The sequence below is a fragment of the Amaricoccus sp. W119 genome (genome assembly GCF_047275745.1).
Lineage (GTDB): Bacteria > Pseudomonadota > Alphaproteobacteria > Rhodobacterales > Rhodobacteraceae > Amaricoccus.
This window is the reverse complement of sequence record NZ_JBKQWU010000062.1, coordinates 1-17,915: the sequence shown is the minus strand read 5'-3', so window position 1 is coordinate 17,915 and position 17,915 is coordinate 1. Positions and strand designations below refer to the sequence as shown.

Below are 17,915 nucleotides of genomic sequence, written 5' to 3'. Positions count from 1 at the left end.
CTGACGTTGCCGAGCTGCTTCGCGAGTTCGAGCAGCCCCACCTTCGCCCGGATGATCTGCTGATCCCTGGTCATCGTCCCTCCAAACGCCGAAGCCGGGCGTTTCGCCACCCCAATCGCTCCACGCCCGGCCCCGGCTCTCACCTCAGCTTCAGGACATCGTCTGTCAGATCAAGTGCTGACTTATACACCTCATTGCCGCGCAAAAGCTCTTGCGCCAAGGGGGCCGTCCACACATGGACCTACAACGGCCGCAGCATTGCACAGCTACGCTCGTGCAGGGGCCGTCCACGCCATCACGTCAGCGCCCTTACGACAACCGGCTCGGCCCTTCCTTCACGTCAGCGCCCTTACGACAACCGGCTCGGCCCTTCCTTGGGCTGGACGGCCTCTTTCGGATCGGCCGGCTTGTGCTCGTAGCGGTCGTCGAGGATCCGCATCGCCTCTCCGTCCGGGTCCTCGAACTGATTGTGCCGAAGCATCCAGATGAAGGCGACCAGGGCGACTCCACCGAGGGCGAGCGAGGCGGGAATGAGCAGGATCAGGATGTTCACCGGCGCCCCCAGGCATCGAGCCTCAGCGCGTTGAGGCTCACGACGATCGAGCTTCCCGACATGGCGATCGCGGCGATGAGCGGGCTCACGTGGCCCATGAAGGCGATCGGCACGGTGATCAGGTTGTAGGCGAAGGAGAAGGCGATGTTCTCGACCATCCGTCGTCGCGCGGTCCGCGCGATGCGCCAGGCGCCCGCGGCGTCCGAGAGCCGGTTGGATGTCAGCACGATATCCGCCGAGGCGCGGCTCACATCCACCGCGGAGGCGGGGGTGATCGACACGTCCGCCAGCGCCAGGGCGGCGGCGTCGTTGAAGCCGTCGCCGATCATCAATGCGCGGCCGCCCCTCTCGCGGATCGAGCTCAGATAGGCGGCCTTGTCGATGGGAGTGGCGCTGGCGTGCCAAAGATCGATGCCGACCGCGGCCGACAGCTTCGCGACGGGAACTTCCCCGTCACCCGACAGCAACGCGATATGCATCCGGGCGTCCCGGAACGCGGAAACCGTTTGCCGGGCGTCGGGCCGAGGCTCGTCGGCGAATCGCAGGGGCAGCGGATCCTCGGTCCCGAGCCGCAGCCATGTCGTCGTCTCGGCGGGTTCGGCCGAGGACGCATCTCCGACCCAGGACGCCCGCCCGAGCCGGGCTTCGATGTCGCCGAAATGCCCGCGGATGCCGAGACCGGGGACCTCCCTAGCCTCGGAGGCTGGGATCGCCGGCAGATCGGCGTTGCGCGCGGCCGTCGAGATCGCCTGCGCGAGCGGATGCCTGCTGGTCGCGGCGAGTCCCGCGGCGTGCGCGAGATTTTCGGGTCCGAGCGCTTCGGGTTCGATCAGAACCGGATCGCCCGTGGTGAGCGTTCCGGTCTTGTCAAAGATGACGGTATCGATCCGCGCGAGCCTTTCCAGCGCCGTCCCGTCCTTGAGGAGCACTCCACGCCGGAAAAGCCGCGCGGAGGCGGCTGTCTGGACCGCCGGCACCGCGAGGCCGAGGCCGCAGGGGCAGGTCACGATCATGACGGCGGCCGCGATGTTGAAGGCCGTGCGCCAGTCGCCGAGCGTCAGCCCCCAGTAGAGCAGCGCGCCGACCCCGAGAACATTGACGAGCGGCGCATAGGCCCGCGCCGCGCGATCGGCGAGCGTCGCGCAGCTTCCCCGCGCGAGTTCGGCCGCCTCGACGAGATGGGTGATCCTGCGAAGCAGCGTGTCATCGCCGAGGCCCACGACGCGCACCCGCAGCGATCCCGTGAGATTTATCATCCCGGCATGCACCGGGTCGCCGGGCGCGATGGCCTGCGGCAGCGTCTCGCCCGTCAGCATCGACCGGTCCAGTTCCGACCGGCCCTCGGTCACGAGGCCATCGGCTGGAACCCGGTCTCCGGCGGCGACGACGATCACGTCCCCCTCCCGGAGCGCGTCGACCGGAACGGTCTCGAACGTGCCGTCGGGCAGGGGCCGCCTCGCACGCCGCACTTCGAGCGCGGCCAGTTCGGCGGCGGCGGATCGCGCGGACAACCGCGCCGTATGCGCGAGATAGCGCCCCACCAGCAGGAAGAAGGTGAGCATGATCGCCGCCTCGAAGAACGCCTGCTCGCCGGAGAGCATCGTCTCCGACAGCGACACGGCGAGGGCGAGCAGGATCGCCGTCGAGATAGGCACGTCCATGTTGGTGCGCCCCGCGGCGAGCGCCCGGCCCGCGGACCGGAAGAAGGGCGTCGCCGCGAAGGCGACCGCGGGCAGGGTGATGAGCGCCGAAAGCCAGTGCATCAGGTCGCGCGTCGCATCGGTCGCGCCTGACCAGACCGCGACCGAGAGCAGCATCACGTTCATCGAGGCGAATCCCGCGACCCCGATCCGTGCCAGCAACGCCCGCCCCTCGGGGTCCTTTCGCGTTCCGGAAAGCCGGGCGCAGTCGAGCGGCCGCGCTTCGAAACCCCGCGCGCGCAGTATCCGGATCAGCCCGTCCTCGGCCTCGGGCGTGTCGAGCACGGTGACGGTCACGCGCTTCCGGGTCAGGTTGACCCGCGCGGCGGTGACGGACGGCTCCGAGAGCAGGGTTCGCTCCACCCCGGAGATGCAGGCCGCGCAATGGATCGAAGGCAGCGACAGTTCGACCCGCCGCGATGGCCCCGAAGCCTCCGGCTTCGCGCGGACGGCCCGGAGATCGGGCGCCGCGGCGCAGGCGGGGCAGGCCATTCCCAGCGCCGCCTCTGCCATCAATCCGCCCTCACGTAGAGCGAGCGGCTCTGGCGGAAGCGGGTGCCGTCCTCGGCCTCCGCCTCGATCTCGGCCCGCCATCCCCCCGCGGGAAGCCGCACGGTGGACGCATACCCCTCGGCTGTTTCCTCCATCGGCAGGATCATGTCCTCCGCGTTGGTCCCGGGCCTGCCCACCGTGACGAGAAGGTTCGCCAGAAGCGCCGGCCGGCCGTCGGCGGTCGCGAAATCGAGGTGGAGATACCCGTCCTCGACGCGCGGGCTCACCTGCCAGCCCAGCGCGCGTTGCGCCGAGAGTTCCTCGTTGAAGGATTGGCTTGCGATATAGGAGTTCTCGACGACGGTGCCCGAGAAGCTGTCCACCGCCACGACGGCGAGCACGGCGTTGACCGCGATGATCACGCCAAAGGCTCCGATCGTGATCGCCGCGACCCCGCGGCCGGTCAGCTCGCTCAACGTTGCCTCCCGTGGAAGACGGTATCCTCCGCCGCCTCGGCGCCGCCGGCGGCATCGGTGACGATGAGTTCGACGGGAAGCGAGGCTTCGTCGTTCGCCGGGCTGTCCGGCGCGCTGGTCAGATAGGCGCGCTGGCGCAGCGTTTCGTTCGCGGGGACGGTCACCGTCGCGCCCTCCACACCCTGCAGTTCGAGTCGCAGCGGAACCTCGGCGTTGGCCGAGACGGCGACATCGCGCGGGTAGCCGGTCATGTTGCGCAGCCGCAGTTCATAGGCGTTGCGGATCGAGCCATCCGAGAGCGTGACGTTGATCGGATTGCGGATCGGCTCGACCGAGAAGGCCAGATCCGATCGAAGAGCGAGCGCCACCACCATTCCGACCCCGATACCCGACCAGAGCAGCGCGTAAAGCAGGATTCGCGGCCGGAACACCCGCCGCAGCGCGAGCCCGCCGGTTCCCGCCCCGTCGGCGAGAGCCACATAGTCGATCAGCCCGCGCGGCTTGTTGATCTTGTCCATCACGTCGTCGCAGGCGTCGATGCAGAGCGCGCAGGTGATGCAGGCCATCTGCTGGCCGTCACGGATGTCGATCCCGGTGGGACAGACATTGACGCAGGCCCGGCAATCGATGCAGTCGCCGAGCGGCGTCGCGGAGCGCGCCTGATGCTTGCCCCTTGGCTCGCCGCGGGCCTCGCGATAGCCGACGGTAAGCGTGCCCTCGTCCATCATCGCCGCCTGGATGCGGGGCCAGGGGCACATGTAGATGCAGACCTGTTCGCGCATGAAGCCGCCAAGGACGAACGTCGTCGCGGTCAGCGTGGCGATCGAGGCATAGGCGACGCCGGGCGCCTCGAACCGGAGGAGCTGGCCGAGCAGGGTGGGCGCGTCGGTGAAATAGAACACCCAGGCACCGCCCGTCGCCACGGCGATCAGCAGCCAGAGCGTCCATTTGACCGCGCGAAGGCGGATTTTCGTCGCGGTCCAGGGCGCCTTCCAGAGCCGGACCCGTGCGTTGCGGTCTCCCTCCACCCAGCGTTCGACCAGGATGAAGAGGTCGGTCCAGACGGTCTGCGGGCAGGTATAGCCGCACCAGACCCGGCCGAGCGCGGCGGTGAAGAGAAAGAGGCCGAGGCCCGCCATGATGAGCAGCCCGGCGATGAAATAGAATTCCTGCGGCCAGATCTCGATGAAGAAGAAATAGAACCTGCGGTTCGCTAGATCGACCAGCACGGCCTGATCCGGCAGGCTCGGCCCCCGGTCCCAGCGGATCCAGGGCGCGACGTAGTAGATCGTCAGCGTGACCGCCATGATCCACCATTTCAACCGTCGGAACGTCCCCGACACCCGGCGCGGAAAGATCGGTTCCCGCGCCGCGAAGAGCGGTGGTGGTTCGGTATTCAGGTTTGTCACGGCATGCCCCTTCGGAGGCGAGCGCCTCCATTCCGCGGCGATCCATGCCACGGTTCCCGCCGCGCTTCCTTGATCCNGCCGCGAAGAGCGGTGGTGGTTCGGTATTCAGGTTTGTCACGGCATGCCCCTTCGGAGGCGAGCGCCTCCATTCCGCGGCGATCCATGCCACGGTTCCCGCCGCGCTTCCTTGATCCGGATCAAGCCGCGCCGCGATCCCTGTCCCGGCCGATCTCCCGGCGCCGCGCGGCGCGCAGCCAGGAGACGAAAGCGCGCAGCGGCGGCCGCGCCACCCCGGGGCGCGTCACGATGTGGTAGCCCGCGCCCGGCTGATCCTCCTCCAGAAGGACCACGAGCCGCCCGGCGGCGATGTCGTCTTCGAGGAAGACGCGCGGAACCGCCGCCACGACGGGATCGCCGCGCCGGAGAATGTCGAGCGTCATGTTCCCCAGCACATGGGTGATCCGGACCTTGTGCTCGGCGACGATGCCGTGCCGGTCGAGCCAGGCGCTGACCTCGTTCGTGCCTGCTTCCTGCAGCCAGGGCAGGTCCGTGAAGCTGGACGGGTCGTCGATGCGCCGGCCCCGCATCAGTCTCGCGGGCGCGACCGCGACCACGCCGGTCTCGACAAGCAGTTCCGAATCGAGGCCGGGCCAGTTGCCCGCGCCATAGCGGATCGCGACATCCACCCCGCCCGGCGTCAGCGGAACCAGCGCGGGGGTCGGGTTGATCATCAACTCCACCTCCGGGTTCTCCTGCTGAAACTCCGTGAGCCGGGGCATCAGCCACCAGGCCGCGAAGGTCGCCGTCACCGAGATCTGCAACGGTCGCGTCCGCTCGAGACCGGTGATCGCCGAGACCGCCGCCTCGATCTCTCCGAAAGCCGCGTTGAGGGTCCGGGCGAGTTCCACCCCCGCCGGCGTCAGCGACAGCCCGCGGCCCTCCCGCGTGACAAGCGCCGTCCCCAGCCGTTCCTCGAGCGCGCGCATCTGCTGGCTGACCGCCGCGTGGCTCACGTTGAGGGCGCGGCCGGCCTGCGAGAGCCCTCCGGTTTCCGCGAGCGCGGCGAAGGCGCGCAGCGCCGTCATCGATGGTAGGTTCCGCCAGTTCATCATCCCAGCCCAACCTGAAAGCTCACATTACATATCCACGTTTTTCCTGAGTCGCGGAATGCGTCCTTTCGGCTCAGGATGGACGGCGAGAGAAAGGAGTCATTCCGATGATTGGTATCCTCGCCGAGTCGTTCATGACCGCTACCCGCGCCGAGATCTGGCGCCTGGATCGCCCCGGACCCGCCCGGGACCGCGCCCCCGCTGTCCCGCTCTGGCGCGGCTGGTGGCGCTCTGTGAGGTGAGATTACAGACCGGCGGGAGATGCTCACCTATTCGCCACCCCCGAGCGTATGGACGTAGATCGCGACCTTGCGGATATCGGAGGGTGTCAGGCGGCCCGCGAAAGCGGGCATGACGCCGAAATGCGCCTGGTCGATCGACGCATGGACCTGGCCCGGATCGGCGCCATAGAGCCAGATGCGGTCGGTCAGGTCGGGGGCGCCGAATTCGCGACCGCCATCGCCCGCGTCGCCATGGCAGGAGGCGCAGTTCTCCGCGAAGAGCGGTTCCCCCTCCGCCGCGGCGCCGCCGTCGTGCGGGCTGTCGGAGAGCGAGAGCACGTATTGCGTCAGCCCGTCGATCTGGGCCGGCTCCAGGATGTCGCCGAAGCTCGGCATCTCGCTGTACCGGGTGTCGGGGTCATCTTCGTAGCGGATGCCATGCGTGACGGTCTGTTCGATGTCCGGCGCGGTCCCCCCCCAGAGCCAGTCATCATCGGCGAGATTGGGATAGCTGAGCGGCAACCCGCCACCACCCGCGCCGTGACACTGCGAGCAGGTGTTGCGGAACACCGCGCCGCCACCCGCCATGGCGAAGGACAGGAGTTCCGCGTCCTGCTCGACCGAGGCGATGTCGGACTCCATCAGCCGGGCGTCGAGCCGCGCATTCGCCTCGGCCGCCGCTTCGAGATCGTTCCGCACGCTCGCCCGGCTCGAATAGCCGAGCAGCCCCGGCGTCGCGCCATTGATGAGCGGCCAGGCGGGATAGAGGATCACGAAGACGATCCCCCAGACGATGGTGGCGTAGAAGGTCCAGAGCCACCACCGGGGCATCGGCGTGTCGAGCTCGCGGATTCCGTCCCATTCGTGCCCGGTCGTCTCGGTCTGCGTCGCCTGGTCAATCTCGCGCCTATTTGCCATCGGGATTGTCCTTCGGCTTGTCTTCGTTGCGGAAAATGGAACTCGCGATATCGTCATGAATCCGGCGCGAGCCGGGCCGGAAGACCCAGACGATCAGCGCGCCGAAGATCAGGAACAGCGCCAGCAGGGCCCAGCTGTCGGCGAGATGGCGCAGGAGGGTGTAACGATCCATCGCGCCCTCTACCGACTGGCGTCGGGCTCGAAGGTCGAGAAATCGACCAGCGTGCCGAGCATCTGGAGATAGGCGATCAGCGCGTCGAGCTCGCTCACGCCCGGCTCGCCGTCGAAGTTGCGCGCGACGGCCTTCGGATAGCGGGTCTGGAGCGCCTCGACATCGCCGGTATCCGGATCGGCCTGGGTCCGGAAATCGACCCGGGCATTCTCGATCATCTCGTCGGTATAGGGGACCCCGGCGGCGCGCTGGGCAGTCAGGAACTGCGTCGTCCGCTCCGAGCCGAGCGGGGTTTCCGCGAGCCACGGGTATGCCGGCATCACCGATTCCGGGACGAGCGCGCGCGGCTCCTTCATATGCTCGACATGCCAGTCGTCCGAATAGCGGCCGCCGACCCGGGCGAGATCGGGCCCGGTGCGCTTCGAGCCCCAGAGGAAGGGATGGTCGTACATCGATTCGGCCGCGAGCGAGTAGGGTCCGTAGCGGTCGACCTCGTCGCGCAGTGCCCGGACCATCTGGCTGTGGCAGACGTAGCAGCCCTCGCGGATGTAGATCCGCTGACCCGCGAGTTCGAGCGGGCTGTAGGGACGGACGCCCTCGACCTTCTCGATCGTGTTGTCGAGGTAGAAGAGCGGTACGATCTGCACGAGACCGCCGACCGAGACGACGATGAAGGACAGCACCAGGAGCAGGAAGGCGTTCTTCTCGATCAGGTGGTGGTGGCGGAACAGCCAGCTCTGATGCGGCAGTTCGTTGGGGATCTCGTCGGGCAGGTCGCTCACGGTCGAGACGTTCGGGTCCTTCTCCGGGTCGCGGATCTGATCATTGTCGGACATCGGCCCCTCCTATTCCGCGGCCACGGTCGTGGTCGCGGCATCGGGGGTGCCCCGGACCGTCTTCCACAGATTGTAGAGCATGATCACTCCGCCAGCGAGATAGAGCGCGCCGCCGATCGCGCGGACCACATACATCGGATGCGCGGCCGCCACGGAGTCGGCGAAGGAGTTGACGAGGAAGCCCTGGTCGTCGACCTCGCGCCACATCAGCCCCTGCATGATGCCCGAGACCCACATCGACGAGGCGTAGAGCACGATTCCGATCGTCGCGAGCCAGAAGTGCCAGGAGACGAGGCTGAGCGAATGCAGCCGCTCGCGGTTCCAGAGCCTCGGCGTCAGGTAGTAGAGCGCGCCGAAGGTGATCATCCCGTTCCAGCCGAGCGCGCCGGAATGCACATGCCCGATCGTCCAGTCGGTGTAATGGCTGAGCGAATTGACCGAGCGGATCGACATCATCGGCCCCTCGAAGGTCGCCATGCCGTAGAAGCCGACCGAGACCACGAGCATCCTCAGGATCGGATCGGTCCGGAGCTTGTCCCAGGCCCCCTGCAGCGTCATCAGCCCGTTGATCATGCCGCCCCAGGACGGCATCCAGAGCACGATCGAGAACACCATGCCGAGGATCTGCGCCCAGTCGGGCAGGGCGGTATAGTGCAGGTGATGCGGACCGGCCCAGATATAGAGGAAGATGATCGCCCAGAAATGGATGATCGAGAGCTTGTAGCTGTAGACCGGCCGCTCGGCCTGTTTCGGGACGAAATAGTACATCATCCCGAGGAAGCCGGCGGTCAGGAAGAAGCCGACCGCGTTATGGCCGTACCACCATTGCGTCATCGCGCTCTGCACGCCCGAGAACAGGCTGATCGATTCCGAGGACCAGATCGAGGTCGGGATCGCCAGGTTGTTGATCACGTGCAGCATCGCGATCGTCACGATGAACGAGAGGTAGAACCAGTTCGCCACGTAGATATGGGGCTCCCGGCGCTTCACGATCGTGCCGAGGAAGACGGCGAGATAGGTGACCCAGACGACGGTCAGCCACAGGTCCACGTACCATTCCGGTTCCGCGTATTCCTTGGACTGCGTCGAGCCGAGCACATAGCCGGTCGCGGCGAGGACGATGAAGAGATTGTAGCCCCAGAAGACGAACCAGGCCGCGCGACCGCCCCAGAGCGGCGCCGCGCAGGTCCGCTGCACGACGTAGAACGAGGTCGCGATGAGGGCGTTGCCACCGAAGGCGAAGATCACGGCGGAGGTGTGCAGCGGCCGGAGCCGACCGAAGCTCGTCCAGGGCAGGCCGAAATTCAGGTCCGGATAGGCGAGCTGGAAGGCGATGACGACGCCGGCGAGAAAGCCGACCACGCCCCAGACCGCCGTCGCGATCACGCCGGCGCGGATCACGCCGTCATTGTAGCCATCCGACACCGGGGCCGGAGGCGCCCCCGCCGTCCGGATGGCCCAGAGCGTACCCGCCCCCGCCAGGATCATGAGCAGGATGGCGTGAAACCGGTAGGCTTCGTCCATCCCGAAATTCGCCGCCATGGCAAAGAATAGTGTCAGAACGCCGAATCCAGCGATCTTGAACACATCGACCATCGTCGCCCCCGATCTGCGCCGCGGGGCTCTCGGCCTCGCCTGTTTCGCGTGATGGTGGAGGCCTTGCAACAAAAGCCGGGGGCACTCTTTGATTCAGATCAACCTCATGCCGACCTCCCGCCAACCTCCGGGCGCGCGGGCGCGAGAATGCCGGTCATGGTTGCTCCCGCGCCACGGAACGCGAGGTGGGACGGTCGGGATGGAGAAAGGGCGCTTCGCTCTCGCGCGGGCGATGGCTCCAGCGGAATTCCGGGCGGGCGGTTGCTGCGAGATGGCCGGTGGCGGGGGGCTGGCGGCGTGCGCCCGCCTACTCGGGCCCGCCCGATTCGGCGGCCAGGGCATCGAAATCGGGGATCTCCACGCCGCGATTCTCGACGAGCCGGATCAGATGCTCGCGCCGCAGCTGCGAAAGCTGCCGACTCACGGTCTCGATTGTCAGGCCAAGATAGTCGGCCATCGCCTCGCGCGTGATCCGGAGCGGGAAGGTGACGCGGCCGCTGACGGGGCGCTCGGCGATCTCGGCCTCGCGCCGGCCGAGCAGCACCAGCAGGCTCGCGATCCGTTCGCGCGCCGTCTTGCGGCCGAGCAGGACCATCCATTCACGCGCGACGTCGAGCTCGTCCATCTTCATCTCGAGAAGGCGGTTGAACATCCGAGGACTCTGTTCGAGCAGACGCTCGAATTCGGCGGTGCGGAACATGCAGAAGGTGACCTCGGTCGCCGCCACGACGTCGAAACCCGCGCGGGCACGGCCGGGACGGCCCAGAAAATCCGAGGGCAGCAGCAGGCCGACCGTCTGGCGACGGCCGTCCGACAGGGTCGCGGACAGGACGGCGACCCCTTCGATCACCGAGCCGATCATCGGCATCCGCTCGCCCGCCCAGGCAATCGTGTCGCCGGCGGCGAAGCGCCGATAGACCTTTATGCGATCCAACTCTTCCAGTTCGGCCGGCACGCAATCGGAACAGACGGCTCGGTTCCGTGCACCACAATGTTGGCAGCCGACGCGTACCGCGGGAAACTGCATTCCATCGGCCATTTCACGGGCAATCCCTAACGATCATGTCAGGTAAAGTTACACGCGCGCTTCGCCCGGTTCAAGCGCGCGCGAGGGTCGTTTTCGCGGTGCCGCAGATTCATTTCCGCGTTGCCGCGAAATTAGGCACCTTCCGAAATCGCCCCTATCGGCCGGCGCGAGCGTCGTCTGAGAAGTTCCAGATGACCGAGCGGTGTCCAGCCCGCGAGCGTCGTGTCGATACCGTCCGCGCGCAGCGCCGCGTTCAGCGTCTTTTCGACCTGGCTCCGCTCCGACTTGGCGAGCGGGGCGAAATCGATCGTGATCTGCCCGCCGAGGCCGCGCAGCCGCAGCTGCCGGGGCAGCTCCCGCGCCGCCGCGAGATTGACCTTCAGCGCCGCCGCCGGCGAGGCGTCGCCTCCGGTGTTCACGTCCACCGCGACCAGCGCGCGGGTCGGTTCGACGGCCATGAAACCCGCTCCGAGGGGGACGCGCGGGTCGCTGAGCGCCTCGACCGCCTCCCAGAGATCGCCGAGCCCCTCGACAGCCGTCTCGTCCAGCTCCAGCCATTCCCGTGCCGCCTCCGCCGCCGCCCCCGGCGCCGGGCGCAGCTCGCCGGTGGCGCCTTCGGTGGAGAGTTCGGACAATTCGGCGCGAAGCGCGGTGATTTCCGCCGCTATCGCCTCGTCGGGCATCGCGCCGGCGGCGGAGCGCAGGATCAGGCCGAGATCCTCCGGGGCGTCCCGCATCGCCGCCCCTGCCAGCGCCGTCAGTTCGGCCCGCCGGTCGGAATCGCGCAGGGAGCGCGCGACGTTCCGACCCGGGGCGCCCGGCGTCAGGATCGCGGCGCGCCCCTTCAGGAGCGGCCGGTCGCTCACGGGGGGTGCCTTGCCGCGCTCGGCCCAGGTGCTCACCTGGACGATGACGCTCGACCCCGGGCGCGGCGGACGCGCCGAGCGCAGAAATCCGGCGCGGCCCCCACCGAGATCCAGCATCACGCCGCCGATCCCTTTCATCGGCCGGCCGACGACCGCGCGATAGATCGCCTCGGGGCGGGGCGCCGGATCGGACGGATCGGGGTCGGTCAGCAGATCCCAGAGCCGCCCGTCAACCGTGAGCGCGGCGATGTGACCGCCGCGGCGAAGCCGCTCGATCCGGACCTCGCGCCCCTTCACCGGCGAAGCCCGGCGGCGCGCAGCAGGTTCGCCACTTCGACGAGCGGCAGTCCCACGACATTGCTGTGCGATCCGCCGATCCAGGGAATGAACGCCGCCGCCCGGCCCTGGATCGCATAGCCGCCGGCCTTGCCGCGCCACTCGCCGCTCGCGATGTAGTCCGCGATCTCATCCTCGGAGAGCTGCTTCACGCGTACCACCGTCTCCACTGCGCGGTTCCAGTTCCGTGCGGGACCCCGGAGGGCGACGCCGGTGAAGACCCGGTGCCGCCGGCCGGAGAGCTTGCGCAGGAACGCCGCCGCTTCCGCTTCGTCCGCGGGCTTGCCGAGCACGCGGGTTCCGAGCGCCACGACCGTGTCCGCCGCGAGCACGAAGGCGCCCGGTCCCGCCGCGACGGCGGAGGCCTTGGTCTCGGCGAGCCGCAGCGCGAGCGCGCGCGGTGCTTCTCGCGGACGGGGGGTTTCGTCGATATCGGGCGAGACCACACGGTCGGGCGTCACGCCGATCTGGGCCAGCAGTTCACGCCGCCGCGGACTGGCTGAGCCGAGGATGAATTCTGTCACGGAAGGAGAGGCTCCGTCTCGGTGCGCGGGCTCGGTACTCGGGCTCGGTGCGCGGGAGCGGCCGCGTGCCTTCCGCCCGAGGGGCGGAAGTCTGCTTACTTGAAGCGGTAGTTGATGCGACCCTTGGTGAGGTCGTAGGGGGTCATTTCGACCTGAACCTTGTCGCCCGCCAGAACACGGATGCGGTTCTTGCGCATCTTGCCGGCGGTATGGGCGATGATCGTATGGCCGTTTTCGAGCTCAACCCGGAAGGTCGCGTTTGGCAGAAGCTCGGTCACGACCCCGGGAAATTCGAGAAGCTCTTCCTTGGCCATGTTCAATCCGATGCGGTTTCAGAAATGCACCCCGGGACGGTCGAGAATCGTCCCCGGAGCGCGCCGGCGGAAAGTGGTGCCAAGTTCACGGAAGTTCAAGAGCAAAGCGTCCTGGTTCGGTCGCTTTTACCCGTCGTCATCCGGTTTTTTCGGTATCCGCGGCGGATCGGGCGGGCCGAAGCGTCGAATGATCCGCTCGCGGATCTGGTCGCGCGTCCGGCGATAGGCCGTGAGCTTCGCCTCCCGGGTCTCGCCCAGTCCGGTCGGGTCCTCGACGGGCCAGTATTCGACATCGATCGCGTGGTAGCGGGTGTATTCGAGCGCCTGGCGCTGGGCGGCGGGGGAGAGCGCCACGATGAGATCGTAGGCGTCGATCCTGTCGCCCCAATCCTCCATGTCGTGGAAGGAACGGACCTTGTGCCGCTCGATCTGGACGTCGATCTCCGCGCAGACGGAGATCGAGAACCCGTCGACATCGAGCTCGTTGCGGACGCCGGCGGACTGGACGAAGATGCGCCGGGGATAGAACTTGCGCGCCATCCCCTCGGCCATCGGTGACCTTACCGCGTTGAAATCGCAGCAGAACAGCACGGATTGCGGGACCAGCGCCAAGATCGGATCATCCCTTGAAGTGCAGGACGCAGATGAGGGTGAAGAGCCGTCGCGCCGTTGGCATGTCGGTGTCCGCCTTGCCCTCCAGCCGTTCGAGCAGAACGCGTGAGCCTTCGTTGTGGATGCCGCGGCGGCCCATGTCGATCGCCTCGATCTGGGCGGGCGGCAGGCGTTTGACCGCGTCGAAATAGCTCTCGCAGATCTGGAAGTAGTCCTTCACCACCTGGTTGAAGGGTGTCAGCGAGAGATGAAACTCGCCCGCCGGCCCGCCATCCTCGGTCGTCAGGTCGAAGACCAGCCGCCGTTCGCGGATGGAGAGGCGAAGGTGATACGGGCCATCGGGCGCCGCGCGGCCGTCGCGGCCCTTGAGGCCGAAGGTGTTCTCCTCGAGCAGGTCGTAGATCGCGACCCGCCGCTCCTGCTCGATCTCGGGCGTGGGCGGCGCGAGGCCGGCCTCGTCGAGCGTCACGCCGACAAGGCGGGCGGAGGGCTTTGGCTCGGCTACCTCGGTCGTCCGCTCGGTCATCCGGTAGTCTCCTCGTTGAGCTCGTCGTTCAGCCCGTCATTCAACCCGTCGTTCATCCTGGCCAGCCGCGCGCTGACCGACAACCCATGCGCCTCGAGCCCCTCGGATCGCGCGAGGGCCTCCGCCGCCGGGCCGATCGCGCGCAGCGCCGCGGGCGTCATCCGGGCGATGGTAGTGCGTTTCAGGAAGTCGAGTACCGACAATCCGCTGGAAAATCGCGCCGAACGCGCGGTCGGCAGTACATGGTTCGGCCCGCCGACGTAATCTCCGATCGCCTCGGGCGTCAGCGCGCCGATGAAGATCGCTCCCGCGTGACGCACGCGTGCCGCCAGCACCTCGGCCTCGTCGGCGCAGATCTCCAGATGCTCGGGGGCGATCCGGTCGGAGAGCGCCAGCGCCTCGTCCCAGTTCGCCACCGTGATGACCGCCCCATGATCGCGCCAGCTCGCCCCCGCGATCTCGCGCCGTTCCAGCGTTTCGAGACGCTTCGCCACGGCCTCGGCGACGGCCCGGCCGAAATCGGCGTCGGGGGTTATCAGGATCGACTGCGCGGAGGCATCGTGCTCGGCCTGCGCGAGCAGATCGAGCGCGAGCCAGTCGGGGTCGTTCCCGGCATCCGCGAGGATCAGCACTTCGGAGGGGCCGGCGATCATGTCGATCCCGACCCGGCCGAAGACCCGCCGCTTCGCCGCCGCGACGAAGGCGTTGCCAGGCCCGGTGATCTTGTCGACCGGCGCGATGGTCTCTGTCCCGAAGGCGAGCGCGGCGATCGCCTGCGCGCCCCCCACGCGGTAGACCGTGTCGACGCCCGCGAGCCGCGCCGCGCAGAGCACGAGCGGGTTGACGGCGCCGCCCGGCGTCGGCGCGCAGATCACGAGCCGCTCCACGCCCGCGACCCGGGCGGGGATCGCATTCATCAGCACCGAGGAAGGGTAGGAGGCCAGCCCGCCCGGCACGTAGAGCCCCGCCGCCGAGACCGCGGTCCACCGCCAGCCGAGTTCGGCCCCGGCCGGATCGGTCCAGCGCGCGTCCTCGGGCATCTGCCGCGCATGATAGGCGCGGATTCGTTCCGCGGCGAGTTCCAGCGCCGCGCGCTCGGCCCTGGGCACCTCGGCGCAGGCCGCGTCGATCTCCGCCCGCGAGAAGGCCAAGGTTTCCGGGGTCAGGTCCAGCCGGTCCCAGCGCGCGGTCATCTCGATCAGCGCCGCGTCGCCGCGCGCCGCCACCTCGGCGATGATCTCCTGAACCGCGGCGTCCACATCCGCGTCGCTTTCGCGCTTCCGCCCGATCAGGGCGGCGAAACGGTCCGGAAAGCCGGGCTCGCTCGTGTCGAGAAACTGGGGCATGGGCGCGTCTCCTCGGAGGGGAGCCTTAGCCGCTCGCCGCGTCTCGCTCAAGCGCGTCGCGACGCGGCGTGTCACGACCCGGGGTGCCGCGGCACGCGACGCGAGGGGGCCACATAGGGCCGCGTCACGTCGCGGAGCGTCACGTCGAGGCACTCGACCTCGAGCGCGACCTCGCCGTCGCCCGCCAGCACGATCCGGAGCGTTCCGGCGCCGTCCTCCCGAGGCTCGAAGCCTAGCGAGAGAAGCGCGATGACCAGGTCGCGGTCCCGCGGATCGATCCCGCTCGCCCGCGCGGTCAGCACGCCGTCGATCGTGAGGAGCGCGCGCGCCCGTTCGGCGGGGCGGCCCTGCCGTTCGGCCGCTTTCGCATCTTCCCAACGGAACCGGTTGATCAGCAACGTGAATCGGCGTCGCCGCGGCATCCAGGCGACATCCGTCGTCTGGCTGATCGCATCCTGGGTCAGCGCCGAGATGACCTCGAGATCCTCCACGCTTTCGGCGCGCAGCCGGAGCGCGGGTTCCGCTCCGTCCTCGAACCGCGCGTCTTCGATTTCCCCGCTCATCCGTTCAATGCTCCCCGTCAAAGCTCGCCGTCAAAGCTCCCCGCCAGAACCTCCGGGCCTCAGGCGGCCTTCTCGGTGATCCGTTCGATCCGCGCGCCGCAGGCGGAGAGCTTCTCCTCCACCCGCTCGTAGCCCCGGTCGAGATGATAGACCCGCGCCACCCGCGTCTCGCCCTCGGCCGCGAGGCCCGCGAGGATGAGGCTCACGCTCGCGCGGAGGTCCGTGGCCATCACCGGCGCGCCCCTGAGCCGCTCCACGCCGGTCACCGTCGCCGTGCCGCCATGCACCTCGATATGCGCCCCCATGCGCGCAAGCTCCGGCGCGTGCATGAAACGGTTCTCGAAGATGCGCTCCTCGAGATGGCTGACCCCGTCGGCGAGCGTCAGGAGCGCCATCATCTGTGCCTGCAGATCGGTCGGAAAGCCCGGATGCGGCGCCGTCACCACGTCGACGGGCCGGATGCGCCCGTTCTGCCGGCTGACCCGAAGCCCGTCGGCGGTATCCGCGACTTCGATCCCCGCCACCTCCAGCCGCTCCGCGAAGGCCTCGACCAGCTCGCGTTTCCCGCCGAGCAGCTCGACCTCGCCACCGGTGATCGCCGGCGCGAGCATGTAGGTGCCGAGCTCGATCCGGTCCGTCACCACGGGATGCGTGGCCCCGCTCAGCCGCGCGACGCCCTGGATCTCGATCGTGTCGGTGCCTTCGCCCGCGATCTGCGCGCCCATCCGCCGCAGGCAGCGCGCGAGATCGACGATTTCGGGCTCCCGCGCCGCGTTGATGAGCCGCGTCGTGCCCTTGGCGAGCGTCGCCGCCATCAGCAGGTTCTCGGTCGCGCCGACCGAGACCATCGGGAAGGTGAAATCCGCGCCCCTCAGCCCGCGCGGCGCCTTCGCATGGACGTAGCCGTCGCGCAGGTCGAGCTCGGCTCCCATCGCCTCGAGCCCCGCGAGATGCAGATCGACCGGCCGCGCGCCGATCGCGCATCCGCCCGGCAGGCTCACCTCCGCGTGGCCGTCGCGGGCGAGCATCGGCCCGAGGACGAGGATCGAGGCGCGCATCTTGCGCACGATCTCGTAATCGGCACGGTGGTTCGCGATCCGCTCCGCTCCGACGACCAGCACGCGCCCCTGCTGTAGTGCCGCCACCTCGCAGCCGAGGCTTTCGAGCAGCGCTGCCATGGTGCGGATGTCCGACAGCCGGGGCGCGTTCGTGAGCGTCAGCGGCTCGTCGCAGAGCAGCGCCGCCGGCATCAGGGTCAGACACGCGTTCTTCGCGCCGGAAATCGGGATTCGACCGTTCAGCCGCTGTCCGCCGCGCACGAGAATACTGTCCATGCCTTAACTTCCTGCCTCGTCACGGGCTTCGCGCCCGGTTTCACTCGTTGTCGCCGCCCGGCGCCTTGTCGGGCGGACCGTCGCGGACGTTCGTAGCCTCACCGCCCTCATCCCGTTCGCCCCGCGCGTCATCGGCACGCGGCTCAGGCCGCGGCACGGGGTGCGACAGCGGCACGGGCGCAACCGGTGCGCCCACCTCTTCGCCCGGCTCCGCTTCGCACGCCTCGCCGGCCGCGCGCGACCGTTGCCGCGCCTTGCGTCGCCCCAGGTTCGCGCGCAAGGCCTCGGCCAGCCGCCGGGCCTTTTCCGCCTCGCGTTCAGCCTTGCCCAGGTTCGCATGCTTGTCCGACATTCGCCCTCTCTAGCGCGGCCGCGCCGAAAGGAAAAGCGACACCGCCGCCACCGATTGCCCCTTGCGCGCCGCGCAGGATCGGCTAAAACGCGCCCGTCCGCCCGATAGGGTCGACCCGGCGCTGCTGTAGCTCAGGGGTAGAGCACTCCCTTGGTAAGGGAGAGGTCGAGAGTTCAAATCTCTCCAGCAGCACCATTTTCCATCAGATCCCCTAACGCCTTGAAGGGAAAGGCAGTTTTTTAGCTCCATACTCCTGATTCCGGCAGTATGTGATGGGCTTCGCGAAGGCGAGCCGAAGCGCTGTCTGCTGCATGGCATGCGTGACATTCTCGTAGATACTCCAAGGGCTTGAAAGGAAGCGGAGCGTGAGTTCCATACAATCCTCCAGCCTCGCCTTGGTCGGCACCTGTTTCACGGTCTTCCCGGCCAAGACAATCTTCTGGCGCTCCAGCTTGTCGATGCGCTCTTCCAGCTTCGTGGCGACCGTGCGGCTCTCGGTATCGATCGGTCGGTCATGCGTAAGCGTCCGGGGCGACCGCGCTGCCGAGCGCTGGGAGCGTCGGATAGCGTCCGGTGAGGATAGCGGACACTATGGACCACGTTATGGCGCGTCGGACGAAGCGGCTTTGGACG

Annotated in this window: 19 protein-coding genes and 1 tRNA gene; 1 reads left to right on the top strand and 19 read right to left on the bottom strand. The window is 68.3% G+C overall.

What is annotated here, in order from left to right; genetic code table 11:
• Positions 1–349: 349 nt before the first annotated feature.
• The 19 genes from ccoS to ACLJK8_RS18980 form a co-directional block, all read right to left on the bottom strand.
• The gene (ccoS, locus tag ACLJK8_RS19070; RefSeq protein ID WP_413151934.1) at positions 350–553 is read right to left on the bottom strand and encodes a cbb3-type cytochrome oxidase assembly protein CcoS; all 204 of its coding nucleotides are present in this window, start codon (positions 551–553) and stop codon (positions 350–352) included.
• Positions 550–2,766, bottom strand: coding sequence for a heavy metal translocating P-type ATPase (locus ACLJK8_RS19065; protein ID WP_413151933.1), 2,217 nt, complete (start codon positions 2,764–2,766; stop codon positions 550–552). Before ACLJK8_RS19065 ends, ccoS begins: the two co-directional genes overlap by 4 nt.
• Positions 2,766–3,221, bottom strand: a complete 456-nt coding sequence (locus ACLJK8_RS19060) for a FixH family protein (protein WP_413151932.1) — start codon at positions 3,219–3,221, stop codon at positions 2,766–2,768. Before ACLJK8_RS19060 ends, ACLJK8_RS19065 begins: the two co-directional genes overlap by 1 nt.
• Positions 3,218–4,630: a cytochrome c oxidase accessory protein CcoG gene (gene ccoG / locus ACLJK8_RS19055; RefSeq protein WP_413151931.1), complete on the bottom strand. Its 1,413-nt coding sequence runs from the start codon at positions 4,628–4,630 to the stop codon at positions 3,218–3,220. The genes ACLJK8_RS19060 and ccoG overlap by 4 nt, the downstream gene beginning before the upstream one ends.
• Positions 4,631–4,827: 197 nt before the next feature.
• On the bottom strand, positions 4,828–5,715 hold the full coding sequence (locus ACLJK8_RS19050) for a LysR family transcriptional regulator (RefSeq protein ID WP_413151930.1): 888 nt from the start codon (positions 5,713–5,715) through the stop codon (positions 4,828–4,830).
• Between the two features lie 293 nt (positions 5,716–6,008).
• Positions 6,009–6,878, bottom strand: a complete 870-nt coding sequence (gene ccoP / locus ACLJK8_RS19045) for a cytochrome-c oxidase, cbb3-type subunit III (RefSeq protein WP_413151929.1) — start codon at positions 6,876–6,878, stop codon at positions 6,009–6,011.
• Positions 6,868–7,050 carry a cbb3-type cytochrome c oxidase subunit 3 gene (locus tag ACLJK8_RS19040; protein WP_413151928.1) on the bottom strand — a complete coding sequence of 61 codons (183 nt, stop codon included), beginning with the start codon at positions 7,048–7,050 and terminating at the stop codon, positions 6,868–6,870. Before ACLJK8_RS19040 ends, ccoP begins: the two co-directional genes overlap by 11 nt.
• Positions 7,051–7,058: 8 nt before the next feature.
• The gene (ccoO, locus tag ACLJK8_RS19035) at positions 7,059–7,886 is read right to left on the bottom strand and encodes a cytochrome-c oxidase, cbb3-type subunit II (RefSeq protein WP_413151926.1); all 828 of its coding nucleotides are present in this window, start codon (positions 7,884–7,886) and stop codon (positions 7,059–7,061) included.
• Positions 7,887–7,895: 9 nt separating this feature from the next.
• Positions 7,896–9,482: a cytochrome-c oxidase, cbb3-type subunit I gene (ccoN, locus tag ACLJK8_RS19030; RefSeq protein ID WP_413151925.1), complete on the bottom strand. Its 1,587-nt coding sequence runs from the start codon at positions 9,480–9,482 to the stop codon at positions 7,896–7,898.
• A 307-nt stretch (positions 9,483–9,789) separates the two neighbouring features.
• Positions 9,790–10,509 (bottom strand): transcriptional regulator FnrL, encoded by a 720-nt coding sequence (gene fnrL / locus ACLJK8_RS19025; protein WP_413151935.1) that lies wholly within the window; start codon positions 10,507–10,509, stop codon positions 9,790–9,792.
• Positions 10,510–10,640: 131 nt separating this feature from the next.
• Positions 10,641–11,672 (bottom strand): ribonuclease E/G, encoded by a 1,032-nt coding sequence (locus tag ACLJK8_RS19020; protein ID WP_413151924.1) that lies wholly within the window; start codon positions 11,670–11,672, stop codon positions 10,641–10,643.
• On the bottom strand, positions 11,669–12,235 hold the full coding sequence (locus ACLJK8_RS19015; protein ID WP_413151923.1) for a Maf family protein: 567 nt from the start codon (positions 12,233–12,235) through the stop codon (positions 11,669–11,671). The genes ACLJK8_RS19020 and ACLJK8_RS19015 overlap by 4 nt, the downstream gene beginning before the upstream one ends.
• 95 nt (positions 12,236–12,330) lie before the next feature.
• Positions 12,331–12,549 carry a translation initiation factor IF-1 gene (infA, locus tag ACLJK8_RS19010; RefSeq protein WP_111428650.1) on the bottom strand — a complete coding sequence of 73 codons (219 nt, stop codon included), beginning with the start codon at positions 12,547–12,549 and terminating at the stop codon, positions 12,331–12,333.
• A 126-nt stretch (positions 12,550–12,675) separates the two neighbouring features.
• Positions 12,676–13,161, bottom strand: a complete 486-nt coding sequence (locus ACLJK8_RS19005; RefSeq protein ID WP_413151922.1) for a low molecular weight phosphatase family protein — start codon at positions 13,159–13,161, stop codon at positions 12,676–12,678.
• Between the two features lie 7 nt (positions 13,162–13,168).
• The gene (locus ACLJK8_RS19000) at positions 13,169–13,687 is read right to left on the bottom strand and encodes a UPF0262 family protein (protein ID WP_413151921.1); all 519 of its coding nucleotides are present in this window, start codon (positions 13,685–13,687) and stop codon (positions 13,169–13,171) included.
• A complete protein-coding gene (gene hisD / locus ACLJK8_RS18995) occupies positions 13,684–15,033 on the bottom strand; it encodes a histidinol dehydrogenase (RefSeq protein WP_413151920.1) in 1,350 nt (449 codons plus the stop codon). The genes ACLJK8_RS19000 and hisD overlap by 4 nt, the downstream gene beginning before the upstream one ends.
• A 71-nt stretch (positions 15,034–15,104) precedes the next feature.
• Positions 15,105–15,596: a DUF2948 family protein gene (locus ACLJK8_RS18990; RefSeq protein WP_413151919.1), complete on the bottom strand. Its 492-nt coding sequence runs from the start codon at positions 15,594–15,596 to the stop codon at positions 15,105–15,107.
• 59 nt (positions 15,597–15,655) lie between these two features.
• Positions 15,656–16,930: a UDP-N-acetylglucosamine 1-carboxyvinyltransferase gene (gene murA, locus ACLJK8_RS18985; RefSeq protein ID WP_413151918.1), complete on the bottom strand. Its 1,275-nt coding sequence runs from the start codon at positions 16,928–16,930 to the stop codon at positions 15,656–15,658.
• Positions 16,931–16,970: 40 nt separating this feature from the next.
• On the bottom strand, positions 16,971–17,282 hold the full coding sequence (locus ACLJK8_RS18980) for a hypothetical protein (RefSeq protein WP_413151917.1): 312 nt from the start codon (positions 17,280–17,282) through the stop codon (positions 16,971–16,973).
• Between the two features lie 120 nt (positions 17,283–17,402).
• Here ACLJK8_RS18980 and ACLJK8_RS18975 point away from each other — a divergent pair.
• A tRNA-Thr gene (locus ACLJK8_RS18975) sits at positions 17,403–17,477 on the top strand.
• Positions 17,478–17,915 lie beyond the last annotated feature (438 nt).